This window comes from Variovorax paradoxus (assembly GCF_040544635.1).
In the GTDB taxonomy this organism is placed as follows: Bacteria; Pseudomonadota; Gammaproteobacteria; order Burkholderiales; family Burkholderiaceae_C; genus Variovorax; species Variovorax paradoxus_R.
Genome location: NZ_JBEPKJ010000015.1, coordinates 128,256 through 152,227, shown reverse-complemented (window position 1 = coordinate 152,227; position 23,972 = coordinate 128,256). Strand labels below are relative to the sequence as shown.

Annotated in this window: 22 protein-coding genes; 11 read left to right on the top strand and 11 right to left on the bottom strand. The window is 65.5% G+C overall.

Translation table 11 applies throughout. The features are described from left to right. Positions 1-25: 25 nt before the first annotated feature. Positions 26-2,170 carry a TonB-dependent receptor gene (locus tag ABIC94_RS23540; RefSeq protein ID WP_354375398.1) on the top strand — a complete coding sequence of 715 codons (2,145 nt, stop codon included), beginning with the start codon at positions 26-28 and terminating at the stop codon, positions 2,168-2,170. Positions 2,171-2,173: 3 nt separating this feature from the next. On the opposite strand, the gene ABIC94_RS23535 is transcribed toward ABIC94_RS23540, so the two are convergent. From ABIC94_RS23535 to metK, 6 genes are all read right to left on the bottom strand, one after another. Next, positions 2,174-3,478 (bottom strand): NAD(P)/FAD-dependent oxidoreductase, encoded by a 1,305-nt coding sequence (locus ABIC94_RS23535; RefSeq protein WP_354375397.1) that lies wholly within the window; start codon positions 3,476-3,478, stop codon positions 2,174-2,176. A gap of 9 nt (positions 3,479-3,487) precedes the next feature. After that, positions 3,488-4,219 carry an amino acid ABC transporter ATP-binding protein gene (locus ABIC94_RS23530; protein WP_354375396.1) on the bottom strand — a complete coding sequence of 244 codons (732 nt, stop codon included), beginning with the start codon at positions 4,217-4,219 and terminating at the stop codon, positions 3,488-3,490. Then, positions 4,216-4,866: an amino acid ABC transporter permease gene (locus tag ABIC94_RS23525; RefSeq protein WP_354375395.1), complete on the bottom strand. Its 651-nt coding sequence runs from the start codon at positions 4,864-4,866 to the stop codon at positions 4,216-4,218. The genes ABIC94_RS23530 and ABIC94_RS23525 overlap by 4 nt, the downstream gene beginning before the upstream one ends. Before the next feature lie 38 nt (positions 4,867-4,904). Continuing rightward, positions 4,905-5,666, bottom strand: coding sequence for an ABC transporter substrate-binding protein (locus tag ABIC94_RS23520; protein WP_354375394.1), 762 nt, complete (start codon positions 5,664-5,666; stop codon positions 4,905-4,907). A gap of 102 nt (positions 5,667-5,768) precedes the next feature. Further along, positions 5,769-6,407, bottom strand: a complete 639-nt coding sequence (locus ABIC94_RS23515; RefSeq protein WP_354375393.1) for a helix-turn-helix domain-containing protein — start codon at positions 6,405-6,407, stop codon at positions 5,769-5,771. Positions 6,408-6,567: 160 nt separating this feature from the next. Further along, positions 6,568-7,749: a methionine adenosyltransferase gene (gene metK, locus ABIC94_RS23510; protein ID WP_354375391.1), complete on the bottom strand. Its 1,182-nt coding sequence runs from the start codon at positions 7,747-7,749 to the stop codon at positions 6,568-6,570. Between the two features lie 222 nt (positions 7,750-7,971). On the opposite strand from metK, the gene ABIC94_RS23505 reads away from it, so the two are divergent. Together ABIC94_RS23505 and ABIC94_RS23500 are read left to right on the top strand one after the other, a co-directional pair. After that, positions 7,972-8,871: a lysophospholipid acyltransferase family protein gene (locus ABIC94_RS23505; protein ID WP_354375390.1), complete on the top strand. Its 900-nt coding sequence runs from the start codon at positions 7,972-7,974 to the stop codon at positions 8,869-8,871. Then, positions 8,868-9,752 carry an LpxL/LpxP family acyltransferase gene (locus ABIC94_RS23500; RefSeq protein ID WP_354375389.1) on the top strand — a complete coding sequence of 295 codons (885 nt, stop codon included), beginning with the start codon at positions 8,868-8,870 and terminating at the stop codon, positions 9,750-9,752. The genes ABIC94_RS23505 and ABIC94_RS23500 overlap by 4 nt, the downstream gene beginning before the upstream one ends. A gap of 18 nt (positions 9,753-9,770) precedes the next feature. Here ABIC94_RS23500 and ABIC94_RS23495 read toward each other — a convergent pair whose 3' ends face one another. Next, complete coding sequence (locus ABIC94_RS23495; protein WP_354375388.1) at positions 9,771-10,682, bottom strand: alpha/beta fold hydrolase; 912 nt, start codon at positions 10,680-10,682, stop codon at positions 9,771-9,773. Positions 10,683-10,761: 79 nt separating this feature from the next. Continuing rightward, positions 10,762-11,505 carry a ribosome biogenesis GTP-binding protein YihA/YsxC gene (gene yihA / locus ABIC94_RS23490; protein ID WP_354375387.1) on the bottom strand — a complete coding sequence of 248 codons (744 nt, stop codon included), beginning with the start codon at positions 11,503-11,505 and terminating at the stop codon, positions 10,762-10,764. Between the two features lie 70 nt (positions 11,506-11,575). On the opposite strand from yihA, the gene ABIC94_RS23485 reads away from it, so the two are divergent. The 5 genes from ABIC94_RS23485 (at position 11,576) to ABIC94_RS23465 (ending at position 17,673) form a co-directional block, all read left to right on the top strand. Then, complete coding sequence (locus ABIC94_RS23485) at positions 11,576-12,241, top strand: c-type cytochrome (protein WP_354375386.1); 666 nt, start codon at positions 11,576-11,578, stop codon at positions 12,239-12,241. A gap of 118 nt (positions 12,242-12,359) precedes the next feature. Further along, on the top strand, positions 12,360-14,531 hold the full coding sequence (locus ABIC94_RS23480; RefSeq protein ID WP_354375385.1) for a cytochrome c biogenesis protein ResB: 2,172 nt from the start codon (positions 12,360-12,362) through the stop codon (positions 14,529-14,531). Next, positions 14,528-15,844, top strand: a complete 1,317-nt coding sequence (gene ccsB, locus ABIC94_RS23475) for a c-type cytochrome biogenesis protein CcsB (protein ID WP_354375384.1) — start codon at positions 14,528-14,530, stop codon at positions 15,842-15,844. The genes ABIC94_RS23480 and ccsB overlap by 4 nt, the downstream gene beginning before the upstream one ends. Positions 15,845-15,962: 118 nt before the next feature. Further along, on the top strand, positions 15,963-16,973 hold the full coding sequence (gene msrP, locus ABIC94_RS23470; protein WP_354375383.1) for a protein-methionine-sulfoxide reductase catalytic subunit MsrP: 1,011 nt from the start codon (positions 15,963-15,965) through the stop codon (positions 16,971-16,973). A gap of 34 nt (positions 16,974-17,007) precedes the next feature. Further along, positions 17,008-17,673 carry a sulfite oxidase heme-binding subunit YedZ gene (locus ABIC94_RS23465; protein ID WP_354375382.1) on the top strand — a complete coding sequence of 222 codons (666 nt, stop codon included), beginning with the start codon at positions 17,008-17,010 and terminating at the stop codon, positions 17,671-17,673. 46 nt (positions 17,674-17,719) lie between these two features. Here ABIC94_RS23465 and lysA read toward each other — a convergent pair whose 3' ends face one another. After that, positions 17,720-18,997, bottom strand: coding sequence for a diaminopimelate decarboxylase (gene lysA, locus ABIC94_RS23460; protein ID WP_354375381.1), 1,278 nt, complete (start codon positions 18,995-18,997; stop codon positions 17,720-17,722). Beyond that, complete coding sequence (gene lptM / locus ABIC94_RS23455) at positions 18,994-19,245, bottom strand: LPS translocon maturation chaperone LptM (protein WP_436318087.1); 252 nt, start codon at positions 19,243-19,245, stop codon at positions 18,994-18,996. The genes lysA and lptM overlap by 4 nt, the downstream gene beginning before the upstream one ends. A 36-nt stretch (positions 19,246-19,281) precedes the next feature. On the opposite strand from lptM, the gene cyaY reads away from it, so the two are divergent. Further along, positions 19,282-19,614 (top strand): iron donor protein CyaY, encoded by a 333-nt coding sequence (gene cyaY, locus ABIC94_RS23450; RefSeq protein WP_307702537.1) that lies wholly within the window; start codon positions 19,282-19,284, stop codon positions 19,612-19,614. A gap of 12 nt (positions 19,615-19,626) precedes the next feature. On the opposite strand, the gene ABIC94_RS23445 is transcribed toward cyaY, so the two are convergent. Continuing rightward, entirely contained in the window at positions 19,627-22,035 is a 2,409-nt protein-coding gene (locus ABIC94_RS23445) for a penicillin-binding protein 1A (protein ID WP_354375378.1), read from the bottom strand. 238 nt (positions 22,036-22,273) lie between these two features. On the opposite strand from ABIC94_RS23445, the gene ABIC94_RS23440 reads away from it, so the two are divergent. Continuing rightward, the gene (locus tag ABIC94_RS23440; RefSeq protein ID WP_354375376.1) at positions 22,274-23,353 is read left to right on the top strand and encodes a pilus assembly protein PilM; all 1,080 of its coding nucleotides are present in this window, start codon (positions 22,274-22,276) and stop codon (positions 23,351-23,353) included. Next, the gene (locus ABIC94_RS23435; RefSeq protein WP_354375375.1) at positions 23,350-23,970 is read left to right on the top strand and encodes a PilN domain-containing protein; all 621 of its coding nucleotides are present in this window, start codon (positions 23,350-23,352) and stop codon (positions 23,968-23,970) included. Before ABIC94_RS23440 ends, ABIC94_RS23435 begins: the two co-directional genes overlap by 4 nt. The last annotated feature ends 2 nt before the right edge of the window (positions 23,971-23,972 follow it).

The window sequence follows — 23,972 nt, the reverse complement described above, 5'->3', positions numbered from 1 at the left end:
TACGCGCCGACGCAGAATCGGCGCGATGAAGCCCGCACTCGCCACCCCTACTGCTACTGCCGTTCGTCTGTTGCTGTGGGGCCTTCCGCTCGCCGCGCAGGCGCAGCAGGAGTTGCCGGCCGCGGCCGACCGCGGCCGCTTGCCCGAGGTGACGGTTTCCACGCCGCGCGGCGAGGTCGCTCCCTTCAACGTGCCGGGCTCGGTCGATCGCGTCGACGGCGCGGAAATGCGCGACAACCGGCTGCAGGTCAATCTTTCCGAAAGCCTGGGCGGCGTTCCCGGCCTGCAGGTGCAGAACCGCATGAACTATGCGCAAGACCTGCAGCTGTCGATTCGCGGCTTCGGCGCGCGCTCCACCTTCGGCGTGCGCGGCGTGCGGCTGTATGTCGACGGCATTCCCGCCACATTGCCCGACGGCCAGGGCCAGACCTCGAACATCGACATCGGCTCGCTCGATCGCATCGAGATCCTGCGCGGGCCGTTCTCGGCGCTGTACGGAAATTCCTCGGGCGGCGTGCTGCAAGCCTTTACAGCTTCGGGCGAAGGTGCGCCGCGGCTTTCGTACTCGGCGGCCGGCGGCAGCTTCGGCACCTGGCGCCAGTCGCTTCAAGCCAGCGGATCGCAGGGCGCGGTCGACTACCTGCTGAACGCCAGCCGCTTCCAGACCGACGGCTGGCGCGAGCACAGTGCGGCGCGCCGCGACATCGCCAACGGCAAGCTCGGCATTGCGCTCGACAACGGCGACAAGCTCACGCTGGTGCTCAATAGCGTGCGCATCAGCGCGCAAGATCCGCTGGGCCTCACGGCCGGCCAGTACGCGCTGGCGCCGCGCAGCGCTGCGCTCGCGACCCAGTTCGACACCCGCAAGACGGTCGAGCAGACCCAGGCCGGCTTGCTCTATGAACGGCGCGTGGGTGCGTCGCAGTCGCTCCGGCTGATGGTGTACGGCGGCGAGCGCAAGACGGTGCAGTACCAGTCGATTCCGCCTTCGGCACAGCAGAACCCGCTGCACGCGGGCGGCGTGATCGATCTTTCGCGCCAGTATGGCGGCGTCGACCTGCGTTGGAGCGCCGCATTGCAAATGGCCGACCGGCCGCTCGACCTCGTCGTCGGCCTGGGCTACGACAGCCTGCGCGAGCAGCGTCTCGGCTACGAGAACTACCTCGGCCGCGTGGCCTCGCCCGTGCTGGGCGTGCAAGGCCGCTTGCGGCGCAGCGAGCGCAACGAAGTCTGGAACCTCGACCCCTACGCCCAGGCCACCTGGCGGCTTGCGCAGCAGTGGACCCTCGAGGCCGGCGTGCGCCGAAGCAGTGTGCACTTCGATTCGCAAGACCGCTACATCGTGGGCGCCAACCGCGACGACAGCGGCAGCGCGCGCTACAGCAAGACGCTGCCCGTGGCTTCGCTGCGCTACCAGGCAACGCGGGATCTGGCGCTGTATGCATCGATCGGCCGCGGCTTCGAGACGCCCACGCTCAACGAGCTTTCGTACCGTGCGGGCGGTGCCAGCGGGCTCAACTTCGCCTTGCGGCCCTCGGTCAACGACAGCGTCGAAGTGGGCGCGAAGGCAAGGCTGGGTGCAGGCCTGTTGACGGCCGCGCTGTTCCAGACCCGCACCCGCGACGAGATCGTGACCGACACCAACAGCGGCGGCCGCGCCACTTTCCAGAACGCGGGCCGCACGCGGCGCAACGGCTTCGAACTGGCCTGGCAGCATGAAACGGCCAACCACTGGCGCACGCAGCTTGCCTACACCTGGCTCGACGCGCGCTACCGCGATGCCTTCTGCTCGCCGTCGCCCTGCGCGGCATCGAACACGGTGGCGGCGGGCAACCGCATTCCGGGCATCGCACGGCAGTCGCTCTTTGCCTCCCTGGGCTGGGTGCCGCCCGAAGGCTGGCGGGCCGGCGTCGAGATGCGCGCGCTCGGGCGCATGCAGGCCAACGACGTCAACACCGCCAGCGCGCCGGGCTATGCGGTTGCGGCGCTGTATGCCGGCTACCTCAAGAAGTGGGAGCGCTGGGAGCTCAACGCCTTTGCGCGGGTCGACAACCTGTTCGACCGCCGCTACGTGGGCTCGGTCATCGTCAACGAAGGCAATGCGCGCTATTACGAGCCTGCGCCGGGCCGCAACTGGACAGTGGGCCTGAGCGGCGCCTACCGCTTCTGAGGTTCAGACGCCGCCGTCCGTCATGCGGTACCAGCCGATCACGGCCGACACATACAGGCGGCGCAGACCGTAGAGCGGAAACGGGCGCATGTCCGATGGCTGCACCGGCAGGGCCTTCTTGTCGCCGGTGGCGATGTACTGCGCCATCGCCTGGCCCATGCGCGTCTGCAGGCCGACACCGCGGCCCTGGCAGCCGATGTCGATCAACAACCCCGGCGCGGGTTCGTGCAGATGCGGCAGGTAGTCGCGCGTGATCGCGACGTGGCCGCACCAGCGGTAGGCAATGGGCACGCCGGCCGCCTGCGGGAACAGCTTGCCGACCACGTGTTCGAGGTGCGACCAGTCGCCGGGCTGCGCGGCATCGGGTTCGCGAAAGCTGCCGCGTCCGCCCATCAGCAACCGGCCGGCGTGGTCCAGGCGGTAGTACAGCAGCAGGTTGCGCGCATCGGAAGACACGTGGCCTTCGGGGAGGATGCCTTTGCGCACCGCTTCGGGCAGCGGCTCGGTCGCGACCTGGAACGAGTTCGCGTTGATGATGGTCTTGCGCAGGCCCGGCCACAGGTCGTCGGTGTAGCCGTTGGTGCACATCACCACGCGCTCGGCCGCCACGCGCGGGCCGCGCGCGGTGGCGGCCTGCCACTTGCCGCCGGCCTGCGTGAGCTGCGTCACGGGCGTGTCGGTGTGGATGACCACGCCGGCCGCCTGCGCCGCGCGCGCCATTTCGCGCGCGTAGCTCAGCGGTTGCACGCCGCCGCCGCGCGGATCGAGCCAGCCGCCGAAGTATTTGTCGGTGCCCAGCAGGCGCGCGGTCTCGTTGCGATCGAGCTGGCGCGCCGCGACGCCCTGCGCTTGCCAGTCGCGCGTGCGGCGCTCGGCCAGCTGCAAGGCGGCTGGCGTGTGCGCGCCCTGGATCCAGCCCTGGCGCGCGCGAGGCACGTCCATGCCATGCCTGTCGATCAGCTCGAACACCGCATCGGCCGTGCCCTTGGCAAAGTCGACCAGGCGCTGGCCTTCTTCGGGGCCGAACATGCGCAGCAATTCGCTCGGGTCGTGCTTGAGGCCCGGGATGACCTGGCCACCGTTGCGGCCCGAGCCGCCGAAGCCGATCTCGCGCGCTTCGAGCACCACCACGCGCACACCGCGCTCGGCCAGGTGCAGCGCGGTGCTGAGGCCGCAATAGCCGCCGCCGATGACGATCACGTCGGCTTGCGTGTCGGTGTCGAGCGGCGTGGTGGCCGGCGCGGGCGCGGCCGTGGCGGCCCAGAGCGATGGAGCGAGCGGAAAGAATTCCTGCGATGCGTTCGGCATGAGATTTCTTCAGAGCGGATGGAGCACGCGGCGCAGGAAGTCTTGCGTGCGCGGGTTCTGCGGGTTGTTGAGCAAGCCGGCGGCCGGGCCCTGTTCGACGATCACGCCGCCGTCGATGAAGATCACGCGGTCGGCCACTTCGCGCGCGAACTGCATCTCGTGCGTGACCACCACCATCGTCATGCCGGTGCCGGCCAGCTTGCGCATCACCTGCAGCACGTCGCCGACGAGTTCCGGGTCGAGGGCCGAGGTCGGCTCGTCGAACAGAATGGCCTTGGGACGCATCGCCAGCGCGCGCGCAATCGCCACGCGCTGCTGCTGGCCGCCCGAGAGTTCGGGCGGATGCGCCCCGGCCTTGTCGGCCAGTCCCACGCTCGCGAGCAATTCCTTGGCGTGCACGATGGCGGCGGCGCGGTCTTCGCCCTTCACATACACCGGCCCTTCGATCACGTTCTCGAGCACGGTGCGGTGCGGGAACAGGTTGAAGCGCTGGAACACCATGGCCACTTCGGCGCGAATGGCCTTGATCGACGCATGGCGGTTGTCCACGCGCCGGCCGTCGATGTCGACGCTGCCGCCCGAGTAGCTCTCGAGCCCGTTGATGCAGCGCAGGATGGTCGACTTGCCCGAGCCCGAGGGCCCGACGATGCAGACCACCTCGCCCTGCGAGATGGAAGCGTCGATGCCTTTCAGCACGTGGTGGCTGCCGAAGGATTTCTGCAGGCCGCGGATTTCGATCATTTCTTGCTCCGCTTCTCGAAATGGCGCACCAGCAGGATGAGCGGCACGCACATGATCAGGTAGAGCAGCGCCACCAGCGAGAACACGGTGGCGTTCTGGAAGGTGGAGGTGGCAATCAGCTTGCCCTGCAGCGCGAGCTCGGCCACGGTGATGGTCGAGGCCTGCGACGAGTCCTTGAGCATCATGATCATGATGTTGCCGTAGGAGGGCAGCGTGATGCGGAAGGCCTGCGGCAGCACCACGCGCCGCATCGTCAGGCGCCAGCTCATGCCCATGGCCTGCGCCGCTTCCACCTGGCCGTGGTCCACGGCCTCGATGCCGGCGCGGAAGTTTTCCGACTGGTAGGCCGAGTAGGCGATGCCGAGCCCGAGGATGCCCGCCTGCAGCGCGGTCAGCGAGAGGCCGAAGTCGGGCATCACGAAGTAGATGAAGAACAGCAGCACGATGATCGGAATGCCGCGCAGCAGGTTGATGACGCCTGCGCTGACCTTTGCGAGCAGCGGAATGCCCGACACCCGCATGCCGGCCCAGACCAGGCCGAGCAGCGTGGAGATGACCAGCGAGCCCAGCGTCACCAGCACCGTGAGCTTGGCGCCCTGGAGCAGGATCGGCAGGAACTCCCAGACGTTGTTCAGGAAGGTGCTCATGGGCGGGGTGTCTCAGTGGCCAGCCAAGAAAATGCCGCTCAGCTGTTGAGGCCCCACTTCTTGAGAATGGCGTCGATGCTGCCATCGGCCTTGAGCTTGGTGAGCGCCGCATTCACCTTGCCCATGGTTTCGGCGTCGCCCTTGCGCGTGGCGATGCCGATGCTGTTGACCATCGTCGGCTGGTAGGTCGTCACCAGGCGCAGGTTAGGGAACACATTCTTGGAAATGGCGTAGGCGGCAATCGGCGAATCGAGCACGCCCGCGTCGATGCGGCCGGCATTGGCGTCGCGCATCAGGTCGGCCGTGGTGTCGTAGAGCTTGACCTCGCTGAAGATGCCGAGTTTTTGCAGCGGCTCGACGAAGGCGGTACCCACCTGCACGCCCATGCGCTTGCCCTTGAACTCGGCGAAGCTGCGGTAGGCGGTGGTGTCTTTCACCGGTACCACGATGCCTTCGCCGTAGCTGTAGATCGGCTGCGAGAAGTCCACCACTTCCTGGCGCACCGGCGTGATGAACATCGCGGCCGAGATCAGGTCGATGCGCTTGGAAGTGAGCGAACCGATCAGCGCCGAGAACTGCATCGGCTCGATCTGCACCTCGAAGCCCGCGTTCTTGCCGACGGCCTTGACGATGTCCGCCATGATGCCGTCGATGGTGTTGGTCTTGGTGTCGAGAAAGGTGAACGGGTTGCCGGTGGGCGTGGACCCGACCTTGAGCACGGTCTGGGCCGAGGCCTGGCCGCCGAAGGCCATCGTGAGCGCGGCCAGCACGAAGGCTGCGAGGGAAGAAGCGATTTTCATGGTGAGTTCCTCTTCAGAAAAAAGATCGAATGCCATGCGGCAGCCATGTGGCCTGCCCTGGATGCCTGCTTCAGTCGGACGGCCCCGCAGTCGGGCCCGGGCCTATCCGGGTGAACATGTGATCGCCCAAAGGACGGTGGTGGGGGTGCTTCCGGGATTGCGCCAGCGCCGTGGCGTGCCCCCGTCGTAGCAAAAACTGTCGCCTGCTTTCAGCTTGAGCAGGCGCTCGCGCACGAAGAGTTCGAGCTGCCCCTCGATGACGTAGCCGACCTGTTCGCCCTTGCGCGTGAAGAACAGGTCGTCGCCCGTGGAGCCGCCCGGATCGATCACCGCGCGGTACATCTCGACGCCGCCGGAGGCGGCGGGCGGCGTGAGGTTTTCCTTGTGGATGCCTTTGTCGCCGAGGTCGATGCGCTTGTGCGTGCCGGCGCGCGCCACGGCGCCCTCGGCCTCGCCTTCGCTGTACTGGGTATTGCGCACCAGGGTCTCGATGGGGAGCTGCAGGTCTTGTGCCAGCGCCCCGAGCGTGCGCATGGAGATGGAACGGTGCCCGCGCTCCAGTTGGCTCAGCAGGCTGACCGAAATGCCGCAGGCTTTGGCCACCTGTTGCAGCGGGCGTCCGAGCGCCTGGCGCCTTCTGCGCAGTTGCTCCCCGAGCCAGAGGTCGATGACGGAATGAATGCGCTGCGCCGTGCCGGCGTCAGGCGCCGAAGCAGGAGTCTGGAGCGGTCGAGCTGGCAACTGCGGCACCTTGGTCCTTTTGTGAAACTTTCACAAGATGATCAAGTTTTACACGGAATGCCGCGCACCGCCAGCAAATTTGCATGCGGGTATGCCAGAAGCGCAAATGCCGGCTCGAGGCCGGCATTTGCTTTGGGAAGGGCGAAAAGCCCTGGGGGGATTACAGGCCGGCCGCGGCGCGCAGCGCAGCCGCTTGCGTGGTCGCTTCCCAGGTGAACTCGGGCTCTTCGCGGCCGAAGTGGCCGTAGGCGGCCGTCTTCTGGTAGATCGGACGCAGCAGGTCGAGCATCTGGATGATGCCCTTCGGACGCAGGTCGAAGAACTCGCGCACGAGTTCGGCGATCTTGTCGTCGGGAATCACGCCCGTGCCTTCGGTGTAGACCGTGATGTTCATCGGCTGTGCCACGCCGATGGCGTAAGCCACCTGAATCTGGCACTGGCGCGCCAGGCCGGCGGCCACGATGTTCTTGGCCACGTAGCGCGCGGCGTAGGCGGCCGAGCGGTCGACCTTCGACGGGTCCTTGCCCGAGAACGCGCCGCCGCCGTGCGGGCAGGCACCGCCGTAGGTGTCGACGATGATCTTGCGGCCGGTCAGGCCGCAGTCGCCCTGCGGACCGCCGATGACGAAGCGGCCGGTCGGGTTGATCAGGTAGCGCGTGTTCTGCAGCCATTCCTTCGGCAGCACGGGCTTGATGATCTCTTCGATGATGGCTTCGTTGAACGAGGCCTTCATCCTGGTTGGCGTTTCGCTCTGGTCGGGGCTGTGCTGCGTGGAGAGCACCACGGTGTCGATGCTGTGCGGCTTGCCGTCGACATAGCGCATCGTCACCTGGCTCTTGGCGTCGGGGCGCAGGAAGGGCAGCCGGCCGTCCTTGCGCAGCTGGGCCTGGCGCTCGACGAGGCGGTGTGCGTAGTAGATGGGCGCGGGCATCAGCTCGGGCGTTTCGTCGCAGGCGTAGCCGAACATCAGGCCCTGGTCGCCGGCGCCGGTGTTCAAGTGGTCGTCGCTGGCGTGGTCCACGCCCTGGGCGATGTCGTTGGACTGCTTGTCGTAGCAGACCATCACCGCGCAGCCCTTGTAGTCGATGCCGTAGTCGGTGTTGTCGTAGCCGATGCGCTTGATGGTGTCGCGCGCCACCTGGATGTAGTCGACGTGGGCGTTGGTCGTGATTTCGCCGGCGAGCACCACGAGGCCGGTGTTGGTCAGCGTTTCGGCGGCCACGCGGCTGCGCGGGTCCTGCTCGAAGATCGCGTCCAGGATGGCGTCCGAGATCTGGTCGGCAACCTTGTCGGGGTGGCCTTCGGAAACGGATTCGGAAGTGAAGAGGAAGTCGTTCGCCATTTTGTTCAAAGCTCCTTGAAGTGATTTGGCGCGTTGCCAACTCTGCGGAGCCCTGGCGAACGCTTTAGCAGAATGTCGATTGAATCGACGGGGCACAATCGCATTTGCGCTTGTGTTTGTCGCCCTGCAAGTTGTTCCGTAACTCGGCGACAATTTGCATTCTATTCGAGCCGCGCCAATTCGTGCGCGCGCGTCCTGGTATTCACTCCCTGTTGTCAGCCCATGGTCACCCTGTTCCGCCTGCTTGCCCGCGTACCGATGCCGTTGATGCATCGGCTCGGCGCGTTGCTGGGCTGGATGGTCTGGTGGTGCGCACCCGATTACCGTCGCCGCTTCAAGGCCAATGCCGAAAATGCGGGCTTCACCCCTGACCAGTACCGCCCTGCCATCGCCGCCGCCGGCCACATGGCCGCCGAACTGCCCTGGCTCTGGCTGCGCCCGCAGGGCGAAAGCGTGTTGCGGCGCGTGGTGCGCTGGGAAGGCGTCGAGGCCTTCGAGGCCGCCATGCAGGCAAAAAGGGGCGTGATCCTGGTGGCGCCGCATCTGGGCAGCTGGGAGATGTGCGGCCAGGCCATCGGCGAGCGCTTTCTCCAGGCCTACGGTCCGATCACGGCGCTGTTCCGTCCCGCCCGCAAGAAGTGGATGGCCGAGCTGATCGCCGCGGGCTCGCGCGACCGGCCCGGCCTGCAAACCTTGCCGACCAACAATACCGGCGTGCGCGGCCTCATCCGCACGCTGCGCAGCGGCGGCTACACCGGCATCCTGCCGGACCAGGTGCCGCCGCTGGGCCAGGGCGTCTGGGCCCCCTTTCTTGGGCGGCCGGCCTACACCATGACGCTGCTGCCGCGCCTCGCGCAGCAGACCGGCGCCGCCTGTTTCCTGAGCGTGTGCGAGCGGTTGCCGCGCGGTGCGGGCTATGTGATTCGCTTCGAACCGATCGTGGGCACGGCACTGACCGATCCCAAGGCCCCCATCGAAGACGCGGCCGCGGCGATGAACGACGCCATCGGCCGCCTGATCCACAGCCTGCCCGGCCAGTACGTGTGGGACTACGCGCGCTACAAGGAACCGCGCGGCGATTCTGCTGTGGCGGCCACTGCCGGCGGGGAGCAGGCGCGATGAGTCTCGGCTCCCGTCTTGGTATCGGTTTCATGCGCGCCATTGCGCCGCTGCCGCTTCCGCTGGTGCGCGGCTTCGGCGCGCTCTTGGGGCGCGTGCTACACACCGTCGCCGTGCCGCGGCGGCGCGTGGTCGACACCAATCTGGCGGTGTGCTTTCCGGGCAAATCGGAAGCCGAACGCCGCCGGATCGCGCGCGAGACGTTTGTGTATGTGGCGCAGTCGTGGCTCGACCGCAGCTGGCTCTGGCATGCACCCGAAAAGGTGGTGGCCAGCCGGCTCAAGGTGGTGGGCGCCGCGCAGGAGATCGACGAAATCGCCAACGGCGACGAGCCGATGATCCTGTTCGCGCCGCATTTCTACGGGCTCGATGCTGCGGCCACGGCATTGACCATGCACACGCCGCGGCCTTCTGCCACCATCTACACGACCCAGCGCGATCCGATGGTCGACGAATGGATTCGCGAAGGCCGCACGCGCTTCGGCAACGTGGCGGCGCTCAACCGCGTCGACGGCATCAAGCCGGTGCTCGGCGGCCTGCGCAAGGGCGGCCTCTTGTACCTGCTGCCCGACATGGACTTCGGCCGCGACCAGACCATTTTCGTGCCGTTCTATGGCGTGCAGGCCGCTACCGTGCCGTCGCTCTCGCGCTTTGCGCGGCTGGGCAAGGCCAAGGTGGTGCCGATCGTCTCCAAGCTCACTCCGGGTGGCTACGAGATCGAAGTGCTGCCGGCGTGGCAGAACTTTCCGACGGACGACGTCGAGGCCGACACGGCGCTGATGAACGAGCGGCTGCAGGGCTACATCGACAAGATGCCGTCCCAGTACTACTGGGTGCATCGCCGCTTCAAGACGCGGCCCGAGGGCGCCCCGTCGATCTATTGAAGAAGCGAAGCGGCTTCTTCAATTCCTTTTCAGGAAGGCTTCGATCTCGCGCGCCACCAGCTGCGGCTGCTCGTGCACGATCCAGTGGGTGGCGTTGGGCACCTTCTTGACCTCTAGCTTGGGCACGTAGTCCTCCAGGCCGTCGAGCAGGCCCGGCAGCAGCGCCGCGTCGTCGAGCGCCCAGAAGACGAAGGTCGGCACGTTCACCGTGAGCCGCTCGTGCGGCAGCACCGGAATGGCGTCGATGCTCTGGCCCGGCAGCGGCGGCTTCATCGGCGTGACGCGATAGAGATTGCAGGCGCCCGTGAGGCCGGCATTCCACACCTGGCGGTACTGCTGCTTCACGTCTTCAGTCAGCCATCCGAAGCCGTCGGGGCCGGCCTTCATCAAGGTGAAGAAGGGCCACATGCGCTTGAAGTCGTCGGCCGAGAGCAGGGCTTCGGCATCGGGCCTGGCGAGAAAATTCATGTAGGCGCTGGCTTGCTGCTGCGCCGGGTTGTTGCGCAACTCGCGCGTGAAGGTGCCGGGGTGCGGCGAGTTGATGATGACCAGCCGGCCGACCTGCTCCGGAAACGCGTTGGCATAGCCCCAGCCGAATGCGCCGCCCCAGTCGTGCGCCACCAGCGCGGCCATGGTGCCGTCGGCGCTTTCGGTGGCAACGAGCTGCTGGACGTCCTGGATCAGCAGATGGGCCTTGTAAGCGGCCACGTCGGTCGGCGCGCTCGATTTCTCGAAGCCGCGCAGGTTGGGTGCGAGGCAGCGGTAGCCGCCGTGTTCGGGCTGGGCGAAATATTCGAGCAGCTCGTCCCAGATGAACGCGGCTTCGGGGAAGCCATGAAGGAACACCATCAACGGCCGGCCGGGCGCGCCGGTGGCGCGGCAGCTCAGCGTGGTTCCGTTGGGCAGGCTGCGCTGGAACGTCTCGATCATGCTTTGTCTCCTTCAACTTCCGTTGCTATTGTTTTCATAGTGGATCACGCAGATGGGACGGCAGCGAGCCGGTTTTCCCCTAGGCGTCTTCCGGCACCGGGGGCTGCTCGGCTTCCGCCGGTGCTTCCCCGGGGGGGTGTGCCCAGCGCCACAGCAACTCGGCGGCTTCCCCCACGCCCTGTTTCTTGAGGGCGGAAAACAGTTTGACCTCGCCGCCGCCGGCCTGCAGTCGCGTAATGGACAGCACCTTGGCGCCTTCGCTGCGGGTGAGCTTGTCGGACTTGGTCAGGAGCACGAGGAACTTGAGTCCCTGCTCGACGCGCGGGCGGATCACGTCAAGCAGGATTTCGTCGAGCTCGGTAAGGCCCTGGCGCGGGTCGCACATCAGCACCACGCCGCGCAGGTTTTCGCGCGTCATCAAATAGTTGCCCATGACGCGCTGCCAGCGCAGCTTGGCTTCCTTGGGAACCGCGGCATAGCCGTAGCCGGGCAGGTCGGCCAGCACGGCGTCGTCGGCTTTCTGCTTGCCGACGCCGAACAGGTTGATGTGCTGCGTGCGGCCCGGCGTCTTGGATGCGAAGGCCAGGCGCGTCTGCTGGGTGAGCGTGTTGATGGCGGTCGACTTGCCCGCATTCGAACGGCCGACGAAGGCGATTTCGGGCAGATCGAGCGGAGGCAAATGCTCGAGCTGCGGGGCGCTGGTCAGGAAGTGGGCGGTGTGCAGCCAGCCGAGCGCAATGCGCTCGCGCTCGGCGACGATGGGGTCCACGGCAGGGGTCGCGCGGGAAGGGGGAGCAGCGTGCTTGCGCGACGGGGTAGTCATCAATGAGCTTTCGGAACGGGCTGCCATTGTAGAATCGCGGGGTTTTGCGCCAATAAATCGAGCCCCCGATATGAAGTTGTTTGCCAATTTTCTGCTTGCAGCCCTCATGGGTGTCGCAGCCAGCGCGAGCCTTGCGGCTGACCAGCCTGCTGCCGCAACGGCTGCACCAGCCGCGGCCAAGCCGGCCAAGCCCGATCCCGCCAAGGGCGACACGGTGTTCAATTCCGCCGCCCAAGCCTGCGCCTCCTGCCATAACGCAGACGGCAACTCGGCCATTGCGGCAAACCCGAAGCTGGCACAGCAGCATCCCGAGTACATCCTCAAGCAACTGCAGGACTTCAAGTCCGGCAAGCGCAAGAGCCCCATCATGCAGCCCCTGGCCGCGAAGCTGTCCGACGAAGACATGCGCAACATCGCGTGGTTCGTGGGCTCCAAGAAGATCAAGACCGGCTTCTCCAAGGAGAAGGACACGGTAGCGCTGGGTGAAAAGATCTACCGCGGCGGCATTGCCGACCGCCAGATTCCGGCTTGTGCCGGCTGCCACAGCCCCAACGGCGCCGGCATGCCCGCGCAGTATCCGCGCCTGGGCGGCCAGCACGCCGACTACACGGTGGCACAGCTTGTTGCCTTCCGGGACAACGTGCGCCAGAACAGCGCTCCCATGACCGGCGTGGCCGCAAAGCTCAACGACCGGGAAATCAAGGCTGTTGCAGATTACATCGCCGGCCTGCGCTGATACCACGCGCTTCAGCGTGAACTAACCGCCGATAAAAAACCCAAACAAAGGGCGGGCCGATCCAGCTGGATGGCCCGCCCTTTGCTTTTTCCCTCATTTCTTTCTTCCTCACCGTCCGATGTCTGTCTCCACCCATGGCCTTCGCGTCCATCGCGGCCCGCAAGTGCTTCGCGCTGCGGTGGAGCTGTTCTCGTCGATGCGCTTCGCGATTGCGCTGCTCACCGTCATCTGCATCGCATCGATCATCGGCACCGTGCTCAAGCAGCACGAGTCGATCAACAACTACATCAACCAGTTCGGTCCGTTCTGGGCCGAGTTGTTCCGCGCGGCCAAGCTCGATTCGATCTACAGCGCCTGGTGGTTCCTGCTGATATTGCTGTTCCTGGTGATCAGCACGTCGCTGTGCATTGCGCGCAACACGCCGCGCATTTTTGTGGACCTGAAAACCTTCAAGGAAAACATCCGCGCGCAGAGCCTCAAGGCCTTTGGCCAGCGCGCTGAAAACCAGCTTGCCGAGGAGCCCGCCGCAGCGGCCAATCGCATCGGCCAACTGCTGGTGAGCGGCGGCTGGAAGGTCAAGCTGCAGCAGCGCGAAGCCGTGGCCGGCCAGGCCGGCGCCGGCTGGATGGTTGCGGCGCGTGCGGGCGGTGCCCACAAGCTGGGCTACATCGCCGCCCACAGCGCCATCGTGCTGGTGTGCATCGGCGGCCTGCTCGACGGCGACCTGGTGGTGCGAGCCCAGACCTGGTTCAACGGCAAGAGCGTGTTCACCGGCGGCGGCATGATTGCCGACGTGCCGCCGCAGCACCGGTTGTCGCCGCGCAATCCGACCTTCCGCGGGAACATCCTCGTGCCCGAAGGCGGGCAGGGCAGCGTGGCCATCCTGCAGCAGTCCGACGGCGTGCTGCTGCAGGAGTTGCCGTTCTCGATCGAGCTCAAGAAGTTCATCGTCGACTATTACTCGACCGGCATGCCCAAGCTGTTTGCGAGCGAGGTGGTGCTGCACGACCGCGAGACCGGCGCCCAGGTGCCTGCGCGCATCGAGGTCAACCACCCGGCCAGCTACAAGGGCGTGGAAATCTATCAGTCGAGCTTCGACGACGGCGGCTCCAAGGTGAAGCTCAAGGCGGTGCCCATGGCGGCCGCGGCCAAGCCCTTCGAAGTCGAAGGCGTCATTGGCGGGCCGAGCACCGAAATTACCAACGGCAAGGAAAAGCTCACGCTCGAATATGCCGCGCTGCGCGTGATCAACGTCGAGAATTTTGCCGACGGCGGTGCCATGGGCAGCGGCGCCGACGTGCGCAAGGTCGACCTGCGCCACGACATCGAATCGCGGCTGGGCGCCGCCAACAAGACCAGCAAGCCGAAGGTGCTGCGCAACATCGGCCCGAGCATCGGCTACAAGCTGCGCGACGCCGCGGGGCAGGCGCGCGAGTACCAGAACTACATGGTTCCGGTCGATACCGGCGACGGGCAACCGATGTTCCTGCTCGGCATGCGCGAGAAGCCCGAGGAGCCGTTCCGCTACCTGCGCGTACCGGCCGACGAGCAAGGCACCATGGACAGCTTCGTGCGCATGCGCGTTTCGCTGGCCGATGCCGATACCCGCACCCGTGCGGTCGACCGCTACATTGCCAAGGCCGTGGATCCGAAGCGGCCCGAAATGGCCGAGCAATTGCGCGTTTCGGCGGCGCGTGCACTGGCATTGTTTGCCGGCAGCGAGCGCGCCAAGGCGGATGCCACCACCATGGGTGGCTGGCAGGCCATTGCCGAGTTCATGGAAGCCAACGTGCCCGAAGCCGAGCGCGAACGTGCCGGCGCGGTGCTGGTGCGCATCCTGAACGACGTGCTGTTCGAGGTGCTCAACCTGAGCCGCGAAGGCGCGGGGCTCGCGGCCTTGCCGAGCGACGAGAAGTCGCAGGCTTTTCTTACCCAGGCGGTGCTGGCCATCAGCGACGCGCATTTCTATCCGGCACCGGTCGCCATGATGATGACCGACTTCACCCAGGTGCAGGCCAGCGTGTTCCAGGTGGCGCGCGCGCCCGGCAAGAACGTGGTCTATCTGGGCTGCCTGTTGCTGATAGTCGGGATTTTTGCCATGCTGTACGTGCGTGAGCGCCGACTCTGGGTGTGGCTGACACCGGACGGCGCGAGTGCAGGAGACAACAACACCACGGCTGCCACGATGGCCTTCTCGGTCAACCGCAAGACGATTGACAGCGATCGCGAGTTCGAGCACCTCAAGCACAAGCTGCTTGCCTTGAAAAAAGAAGGACCGGCGTCGCCATGAACACCACCACCCTCACGCTCCACGAAAGCTGGTTTTCGCGCCGCAACCTTTTCGACTGGGTGTTCGCGGCGCTGGTGCTGGCGGGCGGCCTGTTTGCCTTCGCACGGTATGCGGGCGCCATGGACTCCTACGAGAAGCCCATCCTTGCCGCGGCGATGATCTCGGTCATTGCCATCGGCTGGTTCTGGCGTCCGCTGCGGGTACTGGCCATCGTTGTGGCCGCGGCCTCGCTGCTGGCCATCAGCTCCTACCAAGGCGACCTGGCGCGCGCGGACACGGTGTTCTGGCTCAAGTACTTCCTGTCGAGCCAGTCGGCCATTCTCTGGATGAGCGTGCTGTTCTTCATGAGCACGCTGTTCTACTGGTTCGGCTTTTTCGGTGGCAAGCAGGGCGACACCTTCGACCTGATCGGCTCCCGCCTCGCGTGGGCCGCCGTCGCCATGGCGCTGATCGGCACCATGGTGCGCTGGTACGAGAGCCACCTGCTCGGGCCGGACATCGGCCACATTCCCGTCAGCAACCTGTACGAAGTGTTCGTGCTCTTCTGCTGGCTCACGACGGCTTTCTACTTGTACTTCGAATCGCGCTACGGTACGCGCACGCTCGGCGCCTTCGTGATGCTGGTGGTGAGCGCGGCGGTCGGCTTCTTGCTCTGGTACACGCTGGTGCGCAATGCGCATGAAATCCAGCCGCTGGTGCCCGCGCTGCAGAGCTGGTGGATGAAGCTGCATGTGCCGGCCAATTTCATCGGCTACGGCACCTTCGCGCTTGCGGCCATGGTGGCCTTTGCCTATCTCATCAAGGAGCAGGCGCAGGAGACGCGCTGGTACAAGCTCACGCCGATCTGGCTTTTGGGCGTGGCGCTGTGCTTCGTGCCGGTGGCGTTCCGCCAGCGCGTGCAGGAAGCCGGCGGCAGCTACTGGGTGATCTATGCGGGCATTTCCGCGCTCATCGCGGCGGGCATTCTGCTCGGCCGCAAGCGCATTGCCGCACGCCTGCCCGCCAACGAAGTGCTCGACGACGTGATGTACAAGTCGATCACCGTCGGCTTCGCCTTCTTCACCATTGCGACCGTGCTGGGCGCGCTGTGGGCGGCCGATGCCTGGGGCGGCTACTGGAGCTGGGACCCGAAGGAAACCTGGGCCCTGATCGTCTGGCTCAACTACGCGGCCTGGCTGCACATGCGGCTGGTCAAGGGTTTGCGCGGCACGGTGGCGGCATGGTGGGCGCTGGCCGGCCTGGCGGTCACCACCTTTGCCTTCCTGGGCGTGAACATGTTCCTGAGCGGACTGCACAGTTACGGCACCCTGTAGGCGCCGGTGGCCGGCTTTTCGCGAAGAATTGAAACCACGCGCAGCGATTGCGCGTAACCGAATCAGGGAATTGCACGAACTACCCTGAGCACAACGATTCACGCGAAAGGCCATCACCATGTCGTTCCAATCCCGCCCGCAGGGTCGAAGCAGCGGTTTCATTCATCCGCTCTCGAGCGAGATCACGCCGCGCGCCGTCTACGAGGGCCGGCGCGACCTGCTGAAACTGATGGCCGGCGGCGCGGCCGGTGCTGCGCTGGCGAGCTTTGCCGCACGCGAAGCCTTCGCCCAGGCGACCGGCCCGCACAAGCTGGCGCTGCTTCCGGGCGCCAAGTCCGCCGTGCCGGGCGCGCAAACGATGGAAAAGCTCACCGACTACAAGGACGCGACGAGCTACAACAACTTCTACGAATTCGGCACCGACAAGGGCGACCCGGTCAAGAACGCCGGCACGCTCAAGACCCGCCCGTGGACCGTGGAGGTCGAGGGCCTGGTCAAGAAGCCCGGCAAGTACGGCATCGAAGACCTGCTGAAGCTCAGCGCGCAGGAAGAGCGCATTTACCGCCTGCGCTGCGTCGAGGGCTGGTCGATGGTCATTCCGTGGGTGGGCTACTCGCTGGCCGAGCTCATCAAGAAGGTCGAGCCGCAGGGCAATGCCAAGTACGTGGAGTTCGTGACCCTGGCCGATCCCAAGACCATGCCCTTCGTGGGTTCGCGGGTGCTCGAATGGCCCTACACCGAAGGCTTGCGGATGGACGAGGCCATGCATCCGCTCACGCTGCTGGCTTTCGGCATGTACGGTGAAGTGCTGCCCAACCAGAACGGCGCGCCGGTGCGCATCGTGGTGCCGTGGAAATACGGCTTCAAGTCGGCCAAGTCGATCGTCAAGATCCGCTTTGTCGAGAAAGAGCCGAGCACGGCCTGGAACAAGGCCGCGGCACAGGAATACGGCTTCTATTCGAATGTCAATCCGAATGTCGACCATCCGCGCTGGAGCCAGGCCACCGAGCGCCGCATCGGCGACGGCGGCGGGCTCTTCGCCAAGCGCAACAAGACGTTGATGTTCAACGGCTACGAAGCCCAGGTCGGCCAGCTCTATGCGGGCATGGACCTGAAGAAGAACTATTGAGCCCGACCCTGCCTCGCAACCCAGCCTTTGCGCCATGAACAAGCTGCTCATGCATCCGGCGGCCAAGCCGGTGATCTTCCTGCTGTGCCTGCTGCCGTTCGCGTGGCTGACCTACGGTGCGTTCACGGACGGGCTGGGCGCGAATCCGGCCGAGTTCCTGATCCGCGCCACGGGCGACTGGACCTTGCGCTTCATCTGCATCGTGCTGGCGGTGACGCCGCTGCGCGTGATCGCCAAGGCCAATGCGCTTGCGCGCTTTCGCCGCATGCTGGGGCTGTTTGCGTATTTCTATGTGGTGGTGCACTTGCTGTGCTACAGCTGGTTCGACATGGGCTTCGAGTGGGCCGACATCGCCAAGGACATTGCCAAGCGGCCGTTCATCCTGGTGGGGTTCTCGGCTTTCGTGCTGCTCACGCCGTTGGCTGCGACCTCGTTCAACCGCGCGATCAAGGCGCTGGGCGCAAAGCGCTGGCAAATGCTGCACAGGCTGGTCTACCTGATCGCTGGCCTTGGGTTGCTGCACTTCTTCTGGATGCGCGCGGGCAAGAACAACTTCGCCGAAGTGTTCGTCTATGCGGCGATCGTCGCGGTGCTGCTCGGGTGGCGGGTGTGGCACTACGCGAGCAAGCGCAAGTCGAAGCCGACCGCAGGCGTGCGCGGCAGCAGCGGCGAGAAGTCGCTGCGCAGCAGCGCAGGCTGACCTACTCGTCGACCAACGCGCAACACACGACGCGCGACGACGCGGATCAGCCCTCGATCCGCTCGCTGCGCAGCTGGTCTTCCATCGTCTCGCGGCGGCGGATGAGCGTGGCGCTCTGGCCGCTCACCAGCACTTCGGCGGCCCGGCCGCGCGTGTTGTAGTTGCTGGCCATGCTCATGCAATAGGCGCCCGCCGACAGCACTGCGAGCAGATCGCCGGCCACCACGTTGAGCGCGCGGTCGCGGCCGATCCAGTCGCCGCTTTCGCAGACCGGGCCGACCACGTCATAAATCGGCGCGTTGCCGGCTCGGATCCGCAGCGGCACGATCTTCTGGAACGCCTGGTACATCGCGGGGCGGGGCAGGTCATTCATCGCCGCATCGACGATGCAGAAATTCTTGTCTTCGCCCGGCTTGGTGTACAGCACCTCGGTCACGCACACGCCGGCGTTGCCGACCAGCGAACGACCCGGCTCGATGACGAGCTTGCGCCGCCCGAAGCCGCGAGCGTCGAGCCGCGCGAGCAACTGTTGCCAGAGCGCATCGGCCTTGGGCGGCACTTCGCCGTTGTAGTCGATGCCCAGGCCACCGCCGAAGTCCAGGTGATGGATCGGCACGCCCGCCGCCTCGATGGCCTCGACCAGGTCGAGTATCCGGTCGCAGGCATCCAGGTAGGGCGAAGCTTCTGTGATCTGCGAGCCGATGTGGCAGTCGATGCCCACCACCTCGAGCCCCGGCAACCTGGCGGCGTGGCGATAGGCCTCCACGGCCCGGTCGTGTGCAATGCCGAACTTGTTGCCCTTGAGCCCGGTGGAGATGTAGGGGTGCGTCTTGGGATCGACGTTGGGATTGATGCGGATGCTGATGGGCGCGCGGCGCCCCTCGGCCAGCGCCACTTCGTTGAGCACGTCGAGCTCGGCTTCGCTCTCCACGTTGAAGCAGGCAATGCCGGCCGCGAGCGCCTGCCGCATTTCGGCGCGGGTCTTGCCCACGCCCGAGAAGATGATCTTGGCCGGATCGGCGCCCACCGCCAGCACGCGCGCCAGTTCGCCGCCCGAAACAATGTCGAAGCCGCAGCCGGCTTCGGCGAACACGCGCAGAACGCCGAGCGAGGAATTCGCCTTCATCGCATAGCAGATCAAGGCCTCGCGGCCTTCGAAGCCGCGCTGGTAGGCGGCCAGCGCGTCCAGCATCCATTGCTTCGAATAAACGAACAAGGGGGTGCCGTGCTCGCGGGCCAGTGCATCCAGGCTCAGGCCTTCGACATGGAGCGCGTCGTCGCGATGCGCGACATGCGGGTGGCCGGGGAGGAGGGCGTTCGTCACTTCGGCACTCCGGGGCTGGTGGCGCTGTTGCCTGCAGCCGGTGCACTGCTGGCCGCAGCGGGCTTGGGTGCTGCTTCGGCGTCGGAGGCGCGGGGCCCACCCGGCGTGAGCAACTGCGGCAAGGTGGCACGCTGCGCGGCCGCCGGATCGGTCGGAAGATAGAGCGGCCCGCGCTGCCCGCAAGCGACCAAGCCGCCCGCTGCAGCAGCGAGGCAGACCATGAGCGCAGCGCGGCTGGGAGCGCTCACTAGAATTTGACGAACATTCAACATAACGAAATTGTAATGACCGACTCCGAATACATGGACCGCGCCGAAGCCGCGCTCGCCGCCATCGAGCAAGGTTGTGATCGCATCAACGATGCGACCGATGCCGACATCGACAACCAGCGCGTGGGCGGGATGATCACGATTTCATTCAGGAATGGCAGTCAGTTGATCGTGAACCTGCAGAAGCCGCTGCAGGAAATCTGGCTGGCCGCCCGCTCCGGCGGCTATCACTACCGGTTCGACGGCAAAGCCTGGGTCGACACCAAGACGGGCGAAGAATTCTTCGGAAACCTGTCGCGCGAGGCGAGCCTGCAAGCCGGGCAGCCGCTGGAGTTTGCGGCCGCCTGACTCTCTTCACCCTCAATTCCTGAAGAGGTCGAGGATGCGATTGCGTTCCTCGGGCGGTGGGGGCGGGCTCACCGGCACACCGCTCAGGGACTCCGCGGGTGGCGCGGAAGGGGTGTCCACGCCGAGGCTGGAGACACCGCGTCCCGGGGCATAGTCGTCGTAGTACCACTCGCCGCCGACGCTCACGACGCCTGCGGGCGGCGTGGTGGAAAGATCGGTCACGGGCACGCCCTTGATGGCGGTTTCCATGTAGTTGATCCAGATCGGCAGGCTCAGCCCGCCGCCGGTTTCGCGATCGCCCAGGTTGCGCGGGGTGTCGTAGCCGATCCAGGAGATGGCCGTCATCGTGGGCTGGAAGCCGGCGAACCAGGCATCGAGCGAATCGTTGGTGGTGCCGGTCTTGCCGTAGAGGTCGGGCCGCTTGAGCATGGCCTGGGCCTTGGCGGCGGTGCCGGCACGCGTGATGGACTGCAGCAGCGTGTCCATGATGAATGCGTTGCGCTGGGGGATGGCGCGGATCGTCTCGTTGAGCAGCGGCGGCTGCTTGTCGACCAGCACCCGGTCCTTGTGGTCGGTGATGCGGGTCACGAGATAAGGATTGACGCGGTAGCCGCCGTTTGCGAATACCGAGTAGCCCACTGCCATCTGCATCGGCGTGACCGAACCCGCGCCAAGCGCCATCGGCAGGTAGGCCGGGTGCTTGTCCTTGTCGAAGCCGAAGTTGGTGATCCATTCCTGCGCGTAGCGCGTGCCGATGGATTGCAGGATGCGGATCGACACCAGGTTCTTCGACTTCATCAGCGCCGTGCGCATGGACATCGGGCCGTCGTAGCCGCCGCCGTAGTTCTTGGGCTCCCAGGGCTGGCCGCCGGTGGTGCCGGCATCGAAGAAGAGCGGGCCGTCATTGATCACCGTGGAAGGCGTGAAGCCCTTCTCGAGCGCCGCCGAGTAGATGAAGGGCTTGAAGCTCGAACCCGGCTGGCGCCAGGCCTGCGTGACGTGGTTGAACTTGTTCTTGCCGAAGTCGAAGCCGCCCACCAGTGCCTTGATGGCGCCGTCGCGCGGGTCCATGGCGACGAAAGCGCCTTCCACTTCGGGCAACTGGGTGATCTCCCAGGTGTTCTTGGGCGTCTTCACCACGCGAATCACCGCGCCGCGGCGAATCCTGATGTTGGGCGGTGCCTTGTCGGAAAGGCCGGACTGGGCGGGCTTGAGGCCGTCGCCGGTGATCTGCACCGGGTCGCCGTTGCCGCGCACGGCCGAAATTTCCTTGGCGCTGGCCTTGAGCACCACGGCCGCCATCACGTCGCCGTTGTCGGGGTGATCGGTCAGTGCGTCGTCCACCGCTTCGTCGAGATCCCTGGGGTCGTTGGGGAGGTCGACGAATTTCTCGGGACCCCGGTAGATCTGGCGCCGCTCGTAATCCATGATGCCCTTGCGCAGCGCCTTGTAAGCGGCGGCCTGGTCGGCGGCCACCAGCGAGGTGTACACCTTCAGGCCACGGGTGTAGGTGCTGTCGCCGTATTGCGCATACATCAGCTGGCGCACGGTTTCGGCCACGTACTCGGCGTGCAACCGGTTCGGGTCCGCCGCGTCGCGCAGGTGCAGTTCTTCTTTCTTGGCTTGGGCAGCTTGCTCGGCGGTGATGAAGCCGGCGTCCTGCATGCGGTCGATCACGTAGAACTGGCGTCCGCGCGCCCGCTGCGGATTGTTGACCGGGTTGTTGGCGCCCGGTGCCTTCGGCAATCCGGCGAGCATGGCCGCCTCGGCGATGGAGAGCTCCTGCAGCGGTTTGCCGAAATACGCTTCGGAAGCCGCCGCGAAGCCGTAGGCGCGGTTACCCAGATAGATCTGGTTCAGGTAGATCTCGAAGATCTGGTCCTTGGTGAGCAGGTGCTCCAGTTTGAAAGTGAGCAGCACCTCGTAGATCTTGCGGGTCAGTGTTTTCTCGGAGCTCAGGTAGACATTTCGGGCCACCTGCATCGTGATGGTCGATGCGCCCTGGCTCTTCACGCGGTTCATGTTGGCGAGGCCCGCTCGCACCATGCCCTTGTAGTCGACGCCGCCGTGGTCGTAGAAGCGCGTGTCTTCGGCGGCCAATACCGCCTCTTTCACCAGCTTGGGGATGGCTGCGATCGGTGTGAGGTTGCGGCGCTCTTCGCCGAACTCGCCGATCAGGGTGCCTTCGGCCGAGAAGACCCGCAGTGGCAGCTTCGGCCGGTAGTCCGACAGTTCGGAGATGTCCGGCAGATTAGGGTAGGCGACTGCCAATGCCACTGCGATCACGCACAGAACTGCCAGAACTCCGGCTGCGGCGATGCCAAATCCCCAAATCATGAAACGCAGCAACCATTTCAGCCAGGCTGGGCGTGCGGGGGGAGAGGTCTTGGCTGGCCCTTTGGGGCGGGAAGTTTCTTGCATGTGGGCCCGGAGAGTCACCGGACATTATAAAAAGCCGCCCCCTTGTCGTGAGCCGAACTTGGGTGCATCGTTGTGAGCTAAACCAAAAGTTACTGAATGTGGCTTGAACGTCAGCTTTTGACAACGGTCCTCCCGTTTGGAGCCTGCGGTTGCTTGGTGGCCGGTAAGCCTCCTGCTAGCATGCAACCGAACGCACTTATTTCCATTAGTTACAAATGCAGGGGTAAAGGGACCTAACTTGGCTGCTTTCGGATCATTGTTTCGTCGTCAGAACGCCCCCATGCTCGGCTTGGACGTCAGTTCGTCCAGTGTCAAGCTGGTCGAGCTCGGCCGTGAGGCCAGCGGCAAGCTGGTTCTGGAACGCTGCGCGATCGAACCCCTCGAGCGGGGCTGGATCACAGACGGCAACGTCGAAAAGTTCGATGAAGTGGCCGAGGCCGTCCGCCGCGTGGTGCGCAAGAGCGGCACTCGTACGCGCAACGTGGCGCTGGCGCTTCCCCCCTCGGCGGTCATTACCAAGAAGATCATTCTTCCTGGCGGTATGAGCGAGCAGGAACTCGAGCTTCAGGTCGAGTCCGAAGCCAACCAATACATTCCGTTTTCGCTCGACGAAGTCAGCCTCGATTTCTGCGTCACCGGACAGAGCACGGCCTCCGCCGGCGATGTCGAGGTGCTGATTGCCGCGTCGCGGAAAGAAAAGGTCCAGGACCGCGAAGGCCTGGCCGAGGCGGCCGGCCTGAAAGCGATGATTCTCGACGTCGAGTCTTACGCCTCCCGCCTCGCGACCGCTCGCCTGATCGAGCAGCTGCCGGGCAAGGGCGTCGATGCCGTCGTGGCGCTTTTCGAAGTAGGTGCCTTCACCACCAGCATGCAGGTGCTGCGCAACCAGGAAGTGCTGTACGACCGCGACCAGGCTTTCGGCGGCGCCCAATTGACCCAACTCATCGTCCGCCAATACGGTTTCTCCGCCGAAGAGGCCGAAGCCAAGAAGCGCAGCGGAGACCTGCCGGACGACTACGGCTCGAGCGTCCTGAAGCCCTTCGTGGAAAGCATTGCGCAGGAAATTGCCCGTGCATTGCAGTTTTTCTTCACCAGCACGCCGCACAACCGTGTCGACTATGTGCTGCTCGCCGGCGGTTCGGCCTCGCTGCCGAGTCTGACCAGCGCCGTGACGCGCCAGACTTCGTTCGCCTGTTCGCTCGTGAATCCGTTCGACGGCATGGAGATGGGCCCCAACATCCGTGAGAAGAAGGTTCGGCGCGAGGCGCCTTCCTATCTGACCTCCTGCGGTCTGGCCATGCGGAGGTTCGTGCAGTGATTCTCATCAATTTGCTTCCGCATCGCGAAGCCGCGCGCAAGCGGCGGCGCGAGGCGTTCTACGGCACGCTGGGTGCTGCGGCCATCCTTGGCGGCCTGATTGCGGGCCTCGGTTTTCTCTGGTTCGAGGCGCAAATCTCGGCCCAGCAGGCCAAGAACAATTTCCTGAAGACCGAAATCACCAAGCTCGACGCCGAAATCAAGGAGATTTCGACGCTGCAGGCAGAAATTGCGGCCCTGCGGGCACGCCAGCAGGCGGTCGAAGACCTTCAGGGCGACCGCAACCTGCCGGTGCACCTGCTCAACGAACTGGTTCGGCAACTGCCCGACGGCGTCTACCTGACCAGCATGAAGCAGGACAACCAGACCGTCACGCTGCAAGGCATGGCGCAGTCGAACGAGCGGGTGTCGGAGCTGCTGCGCAACCTGGGCAACAACAGCCCATGGCTGGTCAAGCCGGAGCTGGTCGAAATTACTTCTGCAACGGTGAGCCTGAGTCAGCGCGACCAGCGCCGTGTGGCGAACTTCACGATGCGTATCGGTCTCAAGCGGCCGACCGACGCACAGAAGGCCGCGGCCGAGAAGGCCCTGGCTGCATCGACGCCAGTCAAGGGGTAGAC